This window comes from Halorientalis sp. IM1011, from assembly GCF_001989615.1.
GTDB lineage: Archaea > Halobacteriota > Halobacteria > Halobacteriales > Haloarculaceae > Halorientalis.
The window spans coordinates 710,074-723,462 of the sequence record NZ_CP019067.1; the positions used below are offsets into that span (position 1 = coordinate 710,074).

Annotated in this window: 12 protein-coding genes; 5 read left to right on the forward strand and 7 right to left on the reverse strand. The window is 66.0% G+C overall.

Translation table 11 applies throughout. The features are described 5' to 3' along the window. Positions 1–116 precede the first annotated feature (116 nt). On the forward strand, positions 117–1,532 hold the full coding sequence (locus BV210_RS03625; RefSeq protein WP_084802551.1) for a lipopolysaccharide biosynthesis protein: 1,416 nt from the start codon (positions 117–119) through the stop codon (positions 1,530–1,532). Positions 1,533–1,564: 32 nt separating this feature from the next. Here the strand turns inward: BV210_RS03625 and BV210_RS03630 are convergent, their stop codons facing one another. From BV210_RS03630 to BV210_RS03640, 3 genes are all read right to left on the reverse strand, one after another. Next, positions 1,565–2,545, reverse strand: coding sequence for a glycosyltransferase family 2 protein (locus tag BV210_RS03630; RefSeq protein ID WP_077205327.1), 981 nt, complete (start codon positions 2,543–2,545; stop codon positions 1,565–1,567). A gap of 120 nt (positions 2,546–2,665) precedes the next feature. After that, on the reverse strand, positions 2,666–3,784 hold the full coding sequence (locus BV210_RS03635; protein ID WP_077205328.1) for a glycoside hydrolase family 26 protein: 1,119 nt from the start codon (positions 3,782–3,784) through the stop codon (positions 2,666–2,668). 70 nt (positions 3,785–3,854) lie between these two features. Beyond that, positions 3,855–4,604 (reverse strand): glycosyltransferase family 2 protein, encoded by a 750-nt coding sequence (locus BV210_RS03640; protein ID WP_216640639.1) that lies wholly within the window; start codon positions 4,602–4,604, stop codon positions 3,855–3,857. 269 nt (positions 4,605–4,873) lie between these two features. On the opposite strand from BV210_RS03640, the gene BV210_RS03645 reads away from it, so the two are divergent. Continuing rightward, entirely contained in the window at positions 4,874–5,212 is a 339-nt protein-coding gene (locus BV210_RS03645; protein ID WP_077205329.1) for a hypothetical protein, read from the forward strand. 2 nt (positions 5,213–5,214) lie between these two features. Then, positions 5,215–6,879, forward strand: coding sequence for a glycosyltransferase family 2 protein (locus BV210_RS03650; RefSeq protein WP_077205330.1), 1,665 nt, complete (start codon positions 5,215–5,217; stop codon positions 6,877–6,879). A gap of 133 nt (positions 6,880–7,012) precedes the next feature. Here the strand turns inward: BV210_RS03650 and BV210_RS03655 are convergent, their stop codons facing one another. Next, positions 7,013–7,606, reverse strand: coding sequence for a hypothetical protein (locus BV210_RS03655; RefSeq protein WP_077205331.1), 594 nt, complete (start codon positions 7,604–7,606; stop codon positions 7,013–7,015). A 232-nt stretch (positions 7,607–7,838) separates the two neighbouring features. Between BV210_RS03655 and BV210_RS03660 the strand changes: the two genes are divergently transcribed. Then, a complete protein-coding gene (locus BV210_RS03660; RefSeq protein ID WP_077205332.1) occupies positions 7,839–8,870 on the forward strand; it encodes an NAD(P)/FAD-dependent oxidoreductase in 1,032 nt (343 codons plus the stop codon). A 132-nt stretch (positions 8,871–9,002) separates the two neighbouring features. Then, entirely contained in the window at positions 9,003–10,451 is a 1,449-nt protein-coding gene (locus BV210_RS03665) for an amidase (protein ID WP_077205333.1), read from the forward strand. Between the two features lie 60 nt (positions 10,452–10,511). Here the strand turns inward: BV210_RS03665 and BV210_RS03670 are convergent, their stop codons facing one another. The 3 genes from BV210_RS03670 to BV210_RS03680 form a co-directional block, all read right to left on the reverse strand. Next, positions 10,512–11,447 (reverse strand): ribonucleoside-diphosphate reductase, encoded by a 936-nt coding sequence (locus BV210_RS03670; protein ID WP_216640640.1) that lies wholly within the window; start codon positions 11,445–11,447, stop codon positions 10,512–10,514. Positions 11,448–11,532: 85 nt separating this feature from the next. Then, positions 11,533–12,288 (reverse strand): ATP-binding cassette domain-containing protein, encoded by a 756-nt coding sequence (locus tag BV210_RS03675; RefSeq protein ID WP_077205334.1) that lies wholly within the window; start codon positions 12,286–12,288, stop codon positions 11,533–11,535. Next, a complete protein-coding gene (locus BV210_RS03680) occupies positions 12,285–13,355 on the reverse strand; it encodes an ABC transporter permease (RefSeq protein WP_077205335.1) in 1,071 nt (356 codons plus the stop codon). Before BV210_RS03680 ends, BV210_RS03675 begins: the two co-directional genes overlap by 4 nt. Between the last annotated feature and the right edge of the window lie 34 nt (positions 13,356–13,389).

Genomic DNA, 13,389 nt, shown 5'->3' on the forward strand with positions numbered 1-13,389 from the left:
CAGTCCTACGGATTTCGCTCGTGGCACCGAGGCCGTCGACACTCCTGCGTCGAGCGCGTCGCCTGCTCAGCCCGGGGGATACCCTGCGCGACCGGACCGTCACCGGTGGTGTGTGGATGACGCTCGTGACCGGAATCGACCGTGTCGCCCAGCTGGGGCTGTTGATCGTCCTCGCTCGTTTCCTCTCGCCGCACTCGTTCGGACTCATCGGTCTCGGGCTGCTCTCGCTCGCCGTCCTCCAGAAGGGACTGCGGTTTGGGGTCGACGCCGCGCTCATTCAGCACGAGTCAGACGACATCGACGAGTACCTCGACACGGCGTTGTGGCTGGGACTGGCACGGGGGACGCTGATCGCGGGGGCGGCGTACCTGCTCGCGCCGGTCGCCGCGACGGCCTTCGATAGCGGCGGGTTAACCGACGTGATCCGTATACTGGCGCTTTCGCCCTTGTTGACCGGGATGGCGAACCCAGGCGCGGTATACTTTCGGAAGGACCTCGCGTTCGACAAGCAGTTCGTCTACCGCTCCAGCGGAACCGCCGCGTACGTCTGTGTCGCCCTGGGGGCTGTCCTCGTCGCGGCCAACGTCTGGGCGCTGGTGGCCGGAATCGTGGCCCGGTCGGCGGCACGGAGCGTCGTCTCCTATGTGATCCACCCGTATCGTCCGGGATTCGGGTTCGACGGTGCGGCCGCGCGGGAACTGCTGGAATTCGGCAAGTGGATCTTCGGCTCCGGGCTCGTCTTGCTCGTGCTCAACTGGGGCGACGACGCCGTCGTCGGCTTGCTACTGGGCGCGTCGAGCGTCGGGCTGTACCAGCTCGCCTTCCGCCTCTCGAACGCTCCGGCGACCGAAGTGAGCCAGGTGGTTTCGACTGTGACCTTCCCCGCGTTCTCCAAGCTCCAAGACGATCCCGACCGGCTCCGCGAGACGTACCTCCGCACTCTTCGCGTCCTCGCGTACGTCTCCCTGCCAGTCGCTGTCGGCATCGCTGCCGTCGCCGATGCGTTCGTCAGGGCCTTCTTCGGCCCGGAGTGGTTTCCGATGATCGACGCCCTGCGCGTGCTGGCAGTCTGGGGCGCGATGCGATCGATCGTCGCCACCATCGGTCCGCTGTTTCGCGCCATCGGCCGTCCGGCGTACAACACCGCCCTCCAGTCGCTCCGGATGATCGTCTTCCTCGCTGTCCTCCTCCCGGCGACGGCAGCCTGGGGGATCACGGGAACCGCCGTCGCACTCGTCGTCAGCGCGGCCGTCGAGAACCCGGTCGCGGTGGTCGTGGTCGGACGGACCCTCGACGCCCGGCTCTCCCGGTTTCCCCGTTCGCTCGCGGTCCCACTGGGGGCGAGTCTGTCCATGGGCGCAGTCGTGGTCGCCGTCGACCGGATCGGCGTGGTCCCCTCGGGTCCTACCGGGGTCGCCGTCCTCGTGACGATCGGCGTCGCCTGGTACGCCAGCGTGCTCGGTGCCGTGTACCGCACGAGCGGACTGGACGTGCTGGAGGACGTCGCCCAGGTCCGTGCGGGCCTGGAGTGACTCCGGCGGCCGGGACACCGGCGCGGGTCGACCTACGTCGGCCGGGCCCGGACGGTCGATACGTAGTGTGAAACGCGCTCGAACAGTCGTCGACACACTCGCGCAGGCTCGTAGGTGTAGCGCCCACCGACGGCGACGAGAAGATACAGGTAGGTCGCGGCGGCCGTCGGGTCGTACCGGAGCGCCCGCAGGAGGTACCGGACGCCGTCGAAGTACCGCTGACTCCGGAGAGCGGCGAGGCCGACGTACCGGTTCAGCGTCGCGAGGAACGTCCGCTCGTAGCCGGGGTCGACCGCTGCGATCCGGTCGCGGTGCTTCTGAACCAGTAGCGGGTAAGCCACGTCGCGGCGAGCTTCGTAGTCGTCCGATATCTGCCGGTCGTCGTGATACCGCCGGACCGTCAGTGGCTCCGGGATCGAGACGTAGTCGTAGTCGGCCGCGACGGAGAAGTACCACTCCCGGTCCTGCCAGCAGGGGAACCGCTCGTCCGTGAGTCCGGCGCTGTCGAACACGTCCGCCCGGGCCATGACGGCCGAAAAGGTCCCGAAGGTCGCACCACGGACGAGCTGTTCGAGGAAGTCGCCGTCCGTGACGGGACTGGTCGTCGCCGTCGTCGTCCCGTTCTCGTCGACGTACACCAGCCCGGTGAACGCGACGCCGACGGCCTCGTCCGCACCGCGGAGCGCCGAGACCTGTCGCGCCAGCTTGCCGGGCCGCCAGTAGTCGTCGTCGTCGAGGAACGCGACGAACTCACCGCGAGCCGCCTCGATCCCCGTATTTCTGGCGGCGTTCGCGCCGCGGTTCTCCTCGTGGCGCAGCACGCGGAGATCGGTGTCGGCCGGCGGGGTGACCTCGGCCAGCGCCTGCTCCGCCGGCAACTCCGAGGCATCGTCGACGACGAGTAGCTCGACGTTCCCGTACGTCTGCCTAAAGACGCTCTCGACCGCCTCGACGAGCATGGCCGAGCGCTCGTAGGTCGGCACCACGACGCTCACCAGTGGGACATCACACATATTTTCTGCATCCACGTTCGGTGAAATATTCAGTTAGTTATCTGCTTCTTTCGGCGTGTTTCGGGCCGTATACCGTCGGCGAACGAGTCGGCTACCGCTCGCCCGTTCGCTCCGGGCCCCTCAGAACGCCCCCTGGAACTCCTCGTCGGTCAGTCGACGGGCGTGGTCGGGGTGAGCTGGCAGGACCTGATCCGCGACCACCGCTTTCCGGTAGGCCTCGTACACGTCGTACGTCTCGCCGTCGTGGGTCCAGGTGTGGGTCCCCCGCTCACCGTCGAACACGCCCCAGTCGGTCTCGTCCTCGACGTTGAACCAGCAGGCCATCCGCACGTCGCGGGTCCGGAAGTACTCGAAAACACGTTCGATCCACTCCGCCTTCCGATCGGGGTGGTACTCGTCTTCGATGCGCGAGGAACAGCCGTACTCGGAGATGGCGATGGGCTTGTCGGCGATCGACCGAAGCGCGTCGATCACCCCGTCGTAGAGGGTAGCGGGATCGTTCCAGCCGCCCCACTGATACCGGTTGTACCCGTGAAATGCCAGCCAGTCGACCGCGTCGTCACCCGGGTAGTGCGCCGAGAGGGGGTTATCGTCGCGGCTGACCATGTTCGGGGCCCAGATCCACTGGACGTGGTGGCTCTCGACCTCGTCACTGGTGAGTCGGTCCTGGAGGGAGTCCCACATCGCGACGAAGTCCGACGGCGTCGTGTCGCCAGTGGCCGCCCCCCAGGGGACCCAGTCACCGTTCATCTCCGGGGCGAGGTTGATGTAGAGTCGTCTGTCGTTCCCGTGCCGGTCACCGCCGGTGAGCCAATCCGTCAGCTCGGTCCGCCAGACGGCGAGACGATCGTCGTAGTCCCCCGCGGTGATCGCGGATGCCACGTCGGCGTCAGTCTCCTCAGCCGTCGAGAAAAACGGCTGCAGTGTTACCTGCGGCACGATTCCGAAGCCCCACAGTTGCGTGAGTCGATCGTGGAACGTCTCGATCCGGTCGGGCGACCAGCCGAGGTTGGCGTAGACGACCACGGTTGCCGGCGGCGCGTCCAGCCACGCGGCGAGCGTCTCCATCCGATCGCGGTCGGTCGCGGCCGGCGATATGCCGTGGAGTACCTGCCCGTCGCGGGTCGGCGCGGACCGTGACCGGCCAGAGGAATGGTTCAGCCGTTGGTACAGTCCCCAGCTGCCGACCGTCACCCCGAGACCCGAACCGAGAGCCATCAGCGCGCGTCGCCGGTTCATGGGTACCCGTCCGCCCAGGCTTCGGATTGTTATGACGTGTGTACTGGCGGCGCTGTTTCAGCGCCGGGGCTCACCGTACCATCCCCCTCAGCCTGCCGAGTGTCTTGGCGACGCTCCCGCCGAATCGGGCGGCTGCGTGCGGAGGCGACAGCCCCGCGTAGTTCGTTGGATCGAGCGCGTACTGGACGATCCGCAGCCACTGTCGCCGCCGGCTGACGCCCCGACACTCCCAGTAGTACGGCGTCTGGGTCTCCAACCGGTACATCTTGTGCCAGTAGTCCGGGATCGAGTCCGCGTAGCTGTGGGCGACCACCAGATCGGGATCGTAGTAGATCGGGAACGACTCTCGGACCCGATCGGCCAGTTCCTTTTCTTCGTGTCCCCAGCTGAACCCTTCGTTCCACGTCCCGACCGTGTCGAATACGTCTGCCCGCACGGCCATGTTGCAACCCCAAAATCGATCGACGTACCTGCTCTCCGGGCCGAAATCGTAGTGGCCCGTCAGGCGACGGGCAAAGACATCGTCGCGGGGATGGACGGTCCGCCCCGCGACCGCCGCCTCTCGGTCCAGGACCGACGCGGCGCGGGACAGATACCCCTCACAGGGACGTGAATCGTCGTCGAGGAACACGAGTTTGTCGGCGGAGGCCCGCCGAATCCCCGCGTTGCGCGCCGCCGTCACGGTCTGGTCGTCGCGGACGAGCAGCTCGAAGTCGGCTGACGCCGTCCGGTCGAGTCGCTGGACGACCGGCAGCTCCGACGGCGGGGAGAGCGACGGGACGATTACGCTCAGTTCCGGCATCCGTTCACCCTCGTTCACGGACAGGACCAATTGTTACCCGCGTCGTACCCGTGTCTTTCGACGGCAGTAGGAGTACCCTGCAATCGAATTGGGGGTAGCTGGGACGAACCGTCTGCCCCGTGACCCGCCGATCCCCGTCAGACTGTGCCAGATTTGCGACCGATCGCCTGGATCGGTGTGATGCCCGAGCGGGCACAGACCCTACGTGGTCGATACCCGTTAGAAGCTATCACCTTTAAACCCAGTTTGACGCGAATAACTTTATTTTCATTCCATCCACCTCGTGTATGGAACTTAGTGACGCTCGCCACGAAGAACGGCGAGTCGACACGACGGTCGCCGACGGTCCGGTTCAGACGACAGATGACCGTGTCGAAGCGCGCGAGCCGTTGTGGTGCCCAGGCTGTGAGACGGAACTGGTTCGATCGGAGACGGTCTACGAACACGAGTCCTGTGGCCACGTGGACCTTCAGCGAGCGTTCGAGTGCGACGAGGGGGTCCAATGTCCCGCCTGCGAGGGACCCGGCCAGTTGGAGTTCCTGCGTCGGGTCGCCTCGGTCCTCCGCTGTGACGACTGCGGGCAGTTGTTCGACGCACCGCCTCGTCCGGGTGGTCGGGGACAGTAACGATGACACGGTTTCCTGGCCGTCCATCGGTCGACGTCGCCACGATAGCGCTCGCGCTGGTCTTCATCTTCCCGGCACTGACGCTCGTGGTTCCGGGGTGGGTGACGGCCATTCCGGCGGTCGCGGCGATCTGCTTCGTGTTCGCGCTGATCGGCTCACACCTCCGGTCCGGAAAGTCCGGGGACGGGTGGAGCCTCCCGCTCCCGGTCTGGATACTCGTCTCGATGCCGATATTCTGGCTGGTGTCGCTCCTCGTGGCGGCCACGGGGTCGCTCTCGCCGGCATCGGTGGCGCTCGGGGCGGTGATCGCTGTCGCGGGAGTCCACCTCATCGGCGCGCTCGGGAGCGCCGACCTCCGCCAGTGGCTCGCCGCCCGGCGGGACGTCACCGGCTGGCTGCTCGGCTACCTCGCGCTCTGTTCGACCGTCGTGTTCGGGGTGGCGTACTTCACTACCGCCTCACCCTTCCGGTTGGGCGTCTTTGCCGGATTCGTGGTCCTCGCGATCTACCTCTGGCTCGTCGTCCCGCTCGCGACGATCGAACACTGTCGCCGACGGTCGCTCCCCGACCCCGAGCCACCGTACCCGACCGTCAGCGTCATCGTCCCGGCCTACAACGAGGAGGGCTACGTCGGCGAGTGCATCGAGAGCATCCTCGACACGACCTACCCGACCGATCGACTGGAGGTCGTCGTCGTCGACGACGGGAGCGAGGACGGAACCTTTCAGGAAGCCACACAGCACCGGAGCGAGACGGTCTCGGTCTACCACAAGGACAACGGCGGGAAGTACTCGGCTCTGAACTTCGGGCTGCTGTGTTCCTCCGGAGATATCGTCGTCTGCGTCGATGCCGACAGCCGACTGCTACCCGACTCCCTGTCGTCGGTCGTCGCGGAGTTTCAGGCCGACCCCGATGTGGGTGCGATCGCGGGCAACGTCAAGGTGGAAAACCGCTCGGGGCTGCTCACCCGATTACAGGCCATCGAGTACCTCGTCGGTATCAACACCTACCGCCGTGCGTTCTCCTGGTTCGGAGCCGTGCCGATCGTGCCCGGTTGTCTCTCCGGGTTCCGGCGCGAAGCCCTCGAGGGAGCCAGCGGCTACGATCCCGACACCGTCACCGAGGACTTCGACCTCACCGTGAAGGTGCTCAAGTGTGGGTGGACGGTCCGTCAGAGCGAGGCGGCGGTCCTGACCGAAGCACCGTTCACCCTCCGGGACCTCTACCGTCAGCGTCGTCGCTGGTTCACCGGGGCCGTGGAGACGCTGCTGAAACACCGGGGCGTGCTCTTCGACGGTACCACTGGGAACCTCCACCGGTTTTCGTTTCCCTTCTACGTGCTCCGGGTCTTCCTGACGCCCGTCATCGCCGTCCTGATGTACGTCGGAGTGGCACTGGCCGTGCTCGCCCGTCCGTACGAGACGCTGCTGTTGACGGTCCTTCCGCTGCTGGGGATCGCCAGCCTCTATGCCCTGCTGGTCATCCGGATGGAAGACGAGAGCCTGTGGTTGCTGCCCTACGTCGTCGTTTACGTAGTCGGGTTCAAGCAGTTCCTCGAAGGGACGCTCGTCGTCAGCCTCGTCCGCGCGTTCGTCAGCGAGGACTACGAGTGGGGCGACGTCAGGAGAGCGGCTCAGCTCGACGAGTTCGCCACCGACGGGGACTGAGCCTGGCAGGCGCTCTCGAGGGAGTATCTCCCGGGAGCGTCGGACGGTGAACGAGCGCCGACGCTGGGGCTGCTACGAGAGCACGAGAAACGGCTGCGGTGATCGCGCGTTGCGTAATCGGGGTCGGCGTGACTCAGGAGATGAACTTGTTGTCGCGCCAGTTGACGCCGTTTGCCCCTTCGTCTTCCTTGGGCTCCTCGACGACGTTGACGGAGGCGGGGCGTTCCTCGCCGTCGACGATACGGGTGGCGTGGAGTTCGCCGTCGACCGCGACGACGGCGGTCAACGTGCCTTTCTCGGCGATCGAGGCGATGCCACAGAGGACTTCGAACATCGGGTACTGGAGCGCCGTGTTCTGGAGAACGGTTTCGCGGTCGCCCTTGAAACAGGCGTACTCGACGAGTTCGGACTCGATCTCCTCCTCTTCCTCTTCGAGCGTCCCCCACTGCGGGCCGCCGCCACTGCCACCGCCTGGGCCGCCTGGTCGGTCCTCGGGTTCTTCCTCGTACACCCTGTTTTCAGTGATGCTTGCTTTCAGTTGTGCCGTCGGCGTGTACTTGCTCATGCTCTCGTCGGCGGCCACGGCACTGATGATCAGTGTGTTGTTCCGCCGAGTGATGTCGATGTCCTCCATCTCCACCGGGAGATCGGGGTCTTCGAAATACTCGTACACGTCTTCGAGCGGCAATTCGAGTGTCGAATGGAGTCTGAATACATGGCTTGTCATGATTTGAATGAGTGGCGGTCGGCTGACACCGGGTCTGTTCGTCGGGATATACGCACCCCAGTCATATATGGCCTGTCCTTCGTGTGACCCATTCTAACTGTGACCCGTGGTAACTGCCACCACGACACTGCTGTGGGTGGTTTCGGCAATGCGGCTCATCGTGTCACGGGGACTCGATAACCGGTGGGTAACCAGACAGTTTTGTGTCGCGCTATCCTACGCGTGGATACCAATGAGTGAGGAACACGAGTACGGAGTCGTCGTCGTGGGCGGCGGACCGGCGGGGCTAACAGCGGCGCTGTACACGACGCGACTGGGCCACGACACCGCCGTCATCAACCGCGGCGGCGGCCGCGCGGCGATGATGCAGGAGACCCACAACGTCATCGGGACTACCGAAGAGGTATCGGGCAACGAGTTGCTCCAGACGGCCATCGAGCAGATCGAGGGCTACGGCGCGGACTACCACCGCGACTTCGTGACCGACGCCGAACGACTCGACGACGGTCGGATCCGGCTCGAAGCCGGCGATATCACCGCCGTCGCCGACCGCGTCGTCCTCGCGACCGGATTCTCGGACGGCCGGCCCGACCCGCCAGCGCCCCGGACGGGTCGGGGGCTCCACTACTGTCTGCACTGTGACGCCTACATGTTCGTCGACGAGTCGGTGTACGTGATGGGCCACGGGGACAGCACTGCCCACGTCGCGATGATCATGCTCAACTTCACCGACGAGGTGGACGTGCTGCTGAACGGCGACGAGCCAACCTGGAGCGAGGAGACCGACGAACTGGTCCGCGCGCACCCGGTCGACATCGTCGAAGAAGAAGTGACGGGCGTCGAGAACGGCGAGGACGGCTGGCTCGAAGCCCTCGAGTTCGCGGATGGCACGCGCCGGGAGTACCGCGGCGGTTTCGCCATGTACGGATCCGACTACAACACCGACCTCGCCGAACAGTTGGGCGTCGAGTTGAACGACGACGGGACCATCGCGGTCGACGATCACGGCAACACGAGCGCCGACGGCGTCTACGCGGTCGGCGACGTGGTGCCCGGCCACAACCAGATCCCCGTCGCGATGGGACAAGGGGCCAAGGCCGGCATCGACATCCACTACGAGCTGCGGACCTACCCGATGTCGAAAGAAGAGATCGAGGCGGCGGGCGGGATCGACGCCGACGACGTACCGGCGGTCTCCGACGACCTCCGTGCGTCCGCGCAGGCCCACCGCGAGGACGGCGGGAAAGCGAGCGCGGACGACTGACGGTCGGCCGACCGCAGGGAGACGCGACTGGAAGGAGCGTCTCCGAACGAGCAAGCAGTGGCGGCGGTACCGCGAGCCGAGAGCCAACCACTAGGCGAAGCTATTATTCGGGTTCCGGACGGCTCTCGGAGCATGTCCACAGGGTTCCGATCAGCGACCGATCTCGCGGACGCGATCCGGGCGGGCGACGTATCACCGGTCGAAGTGGTCGAGACGTACCTCGACCGCATCGACGAACACAACGACGAGTTGAACGCCTACGTGAACGTCCTGAAACAACGCGCACGGGAACAGGCCAGGGAAGCTGAGGAGGCGGTGGAAACGGGGGGAGACCTCGGTCCGCTCCACGGGGTCCCCGTCGCGATCAAGGACCTCCACATGGAGATCGAGGGGGTCCCGCACACGATGGGGCTCGCGCCACTCGCCGACAACGTCGCCGAGGAGTCGAGCGTGATCGTCGAGCGACTGGAAGAGGCGGGGGCGATCCCGATCGGAACGACCAACACGCCCGAACTGGGGCACACGATGCAGACGTACAACGAGTTGCTGGGGTCGACGTCGACGCCGTTCGATCTCGACTACAACGCGGGCGGCTCCTCGGGCGGGTCGGCGGCGGCACTGGCCGCCGATCTGGCGCCGCTGGCGACCGGCTCTGACGTGGGCGGGTCGCTCCGGAACCCGGCGTCGTGCTGTCACGTCGTCTCGGTGAAGCCGACCTTCGGCCTCGTCCCGATGGACCACCGCCCGGACGCGTTCAGCTCCCACACGCCGGTCGGCGTCGTCGGGCCGATGGCCCGGACCGTCGACGACCTCGCGCTCATGCTGTCGGTGCTGGTTGGCCAGGACGACAGCGACCCGTTCAGCGTCGCCGCGCCCCAGACCGATTACACGGACACGACCGACCGCGACGCGAGCGAGTTCGACGTCGCGTTCACCCCCGATCTGGACACCTTCCCGGTGGCCGAAACCGTCGCGTCGATCTGTCGGGACGCCGTCGACGCGCTGGCCGACGCGGGCGCGACGGTCTCGGAGGCGGAGATCGACGGCCCGGACAAAGGGACCCTGAACTACGCCTACGGCACCGAGGCGACGCCGCTGTTCGCCGTCATGGCACAGTACCTCGAGGCGGAGCACGGCATCGACGTGGCCGGCGAAGACGCCGAGGACCTTTCGAGTAGCTTCGTCCAGACCGTCGGGATGGGCGAGGGGTACGACGCCGTCGACTACCTGAAGACCAACGAAGTGCGGACGGAACTGTACGACGCCGTCGAGGCCGTCCTCGACGACCACGACGCGCTGGTGATGCCGACGCTGTCGACACCGCCGCTGACCCACGACGAACCGTACCCCTCGGAGATCGACGGCCAGCGGGCCGGCGGCCTCCCGATGGACTGGGGGCTCACCTGGCCGTTCAACATGACCGGGCACCCGGTCGTGGCCGCGCCAGCCGGCCTGACGGACGACGGACTGCCCGTCGGCCTCCAGATCGTCGGCTCGCGCTACGACGAGGCCGACCTGCTGGGCATCGCGGCGGCGCTCGAAGACGCCAATCCGTGGGCCGGAGACTACCCCGAGGCCTGAGACGGCCGTCACTGTCGATTTCGGCGCTCGAAAAATGGATGTCGAACCGCGGTCCGCCGATCAGTCGGCTGCAGTCCCTTCGTCGGTATCGAGTTTGACGAGTTCGTCCACATCGGGAATCTCGGCGTCGGCGTCGGTGATGATCTCGATCCTGCGGGTGAGCTTGTCGCGGGAGTACTCCACGAGTGGCGCAGGGTTGATCCCGACGGTCAGGTCGCTGAAGGTGCCCGCGACGTGGGGCATGAGGTCCTGGAGCGTGTCCTGAACGACGGACTCGTCGACCTCGCCGTTCTGGACGTAGCCCCGGACTTTCTGCATGCCGAAGCCGACGTGGCGGCCCTCGTCTGACCGGATCTTGCCGACACCTTCGACCAGCCCCTCGGCGTCTGGCCAGTCCTTGACGGCGACCTCGTCGCTCCCCTTGTCACTGAACGCCGACTGGAAGCCGTAGTAGCCGGTCTGTGCCAGCACCGACTCGACGACGAGGTGGTAGTGACAGTACGCTTTCACGCGATTCTCGGGCGAATCGTCGGTCAGGAGCCGTTCCATGGCGTCTTCGGTCTTGTCGAACAGCGCGATGTAGTGGTCGTTGAAGAAGCGCTGATCGGTCGGCTCAGTAACCTCGAACCCGAGCGCCTCCTCCGCCGGGTTGACGACCTCTCGCCAGTAGCGGTCGAAAAACTGCGTGTGTTTGGCCTCCTCGTAGATCTGGCTGGAGAGGAACATCTGGTCGTTGATGTCCTCAAGGACCATCCCGAGCGGCATCAGGTCCTCCGTGACGGCCTCCTCACCCGCGCCGAAGCGGGCGATCGACTTCCGGAGCGTGTTGAACTCGTCTTCCGCTGGTGCCGTCTCGACCACCTTCTCCTTGTCGTCCTCCAGCCCCTCGATGTCGTACGGGTCCCAGTGTCGGTAGACGGCGTTTTTGAAGTACCCCTGTGCGAACGAATCCGGGTCGAGCCGCATCTCGCGGCTCGTGTCCTCCACCTGCGTCATGATCCATTGTATGCTAGGCACTCCCCCACATAGTCCCGTCGCACGAGACGTTAGGCTATTTAAAACGGGTTGGTATTACGGGTGTTTAAATACCCTCGGCGGGACTCCGTTCCGCGGCGAGGGTGCGAGCCACGTAGAGGTCCTGTATGGAGTCGTGGTCGCCGAGGTCGATGTCACGCCGGCGCTCGTCGAGCAGGACCGCGCCGTCGTGGAGGACGGTGAGGTGGTCGATAACGTCCGCGAACGCGCCGAGACGGTGGGTCGAGACCACGACGGCGTGGCCCGCGTCGCGGTAGTCGCCCAGCAGATCGAGCAGGTTCGCCTTCGAGACGTCGTCTAAGTCCCCCATCGGTTCGTCGAGACAGACCACCGGCGGGCGGTTCAGCAAGGCCAGCGCGAGGTCGAGTTTCTTCTCGAACCCGCCCGAGAGCTCACCGGCCCGCCGGTCGAGGACGCGGTCGAGGCGGAGCGCCGAGAGGAGTCTCTCGCGCCAGGCGTCGTCGTCCGCGCCGGTCAGCGCCGCGAACACGTCCAGGTTCTCCGCCACAGTCAAATCGCGGTAGACGTTGGCCCGCTGGAACCCCGGGCCGATCCCCTCGGCGGGTGCGTCGACCGTCCCGCTCGACGGTCGGGTCAGTCCCAGCGCGACCCGAAGGAGTGTGGTCTTCCCGGAGCCGTTCGGACCGACCAGCGCGTGGATGGTCCCCCGCGCGACAGACAGGTCCACGCCCGAAAGTGCCGTCACGCCGCCGTAGGATTTCTGTATGTCCCGGAGTTCCAGAACCGGGTCCTGGGCATTTGCACCGTCGCCTGCACGATCATCGCGTTCGTTCCCGGTCATAGCGTTCGTTCGTAGCGCACGATGGACAGTTTCAGCACGATCAGCGTCAGGACAGTGAATCCGAGCAGGCCGAGGACGTAGTCGCCGTACAGCGACGCCGAGCCGTCTTTGAGCGTCAGGCTCCGGGTTATGATCGTCGAGTAGTGCAGCGGGATCCAGCGGGCGACCTCGCGGCGCAACGGCGAGAAGAAACCCGCCGGGTAGATCAGGCTGGAGAAGGTGACGGCCGCGAGCAGGACTGCGACGTTGAGGAACCGACCGAGCGTCCCGAAGTTCGTGAGGAGCATGATCGAGGTGCTGATCGCCGCCAGGTAGACGAAGGTGAGCAGGAGGACGGCGATGGCACCGGGCGCGAACAGTGTCGCCGAATAATCCAGCGCCGCGGCCACTGCGCCGAAGGCGACGGTCGGGACCAGCACGAGCGCCGCGAAGTAGCCGATCTTGGTCGCGACGACGGTCTCAAGCGAAGACTCGACGAGCAACCGATCCAGCACGGCTTCCTCCCGCGCGAGGTTGTAGGGGAGGTAGGTGAAGGCGATCAGCGCGACGATCCCGAGCAGGAAGACGGGGAGCAGATACTCCGAGAGGGAGTGACTCTCCCCCACGACCTCGCGCTCGACGGTCACGTCGGTGTCGAACTGTGCGTTCAGGTAGGCGCTGGCGATCGATCGAATTGCCTTCGAGGGTTCCTCGTAGGGAACCACGCTCCCGTCGACGGTCAGCGTGAACGTGGCGTTCGCTGTTTGGTCGTCGAACAGACCGGGCGGAACCGTCAGCACGGCGTACACCTGTTCGCGCCGGAGCGCGTCCCGGGCGGCAGCGGCGCTCTCGTAGCGGCGCGGTTCGGAGAAGACTGTCAGGCCGCCCTCGACGACCGCGAGTTCGTCGTCGGTGACCGACTCGTCCTCCGCGACGATGGCGACCGGCGCGTCCTCGGGGATCACGGTTCCGAACGCGACCGTCGTCGCCGCGAAGAAGGCCGGCAGCAACAGGAGCAAAAAGAGTAGCGTCACCAGCCGGTGACGCGACCAGAGCAGTTCCTTCTTCAGAAGTGACGGGATCGTCATCGACGCCGGGGTATCGAATCCGTGGGTCTTGAGC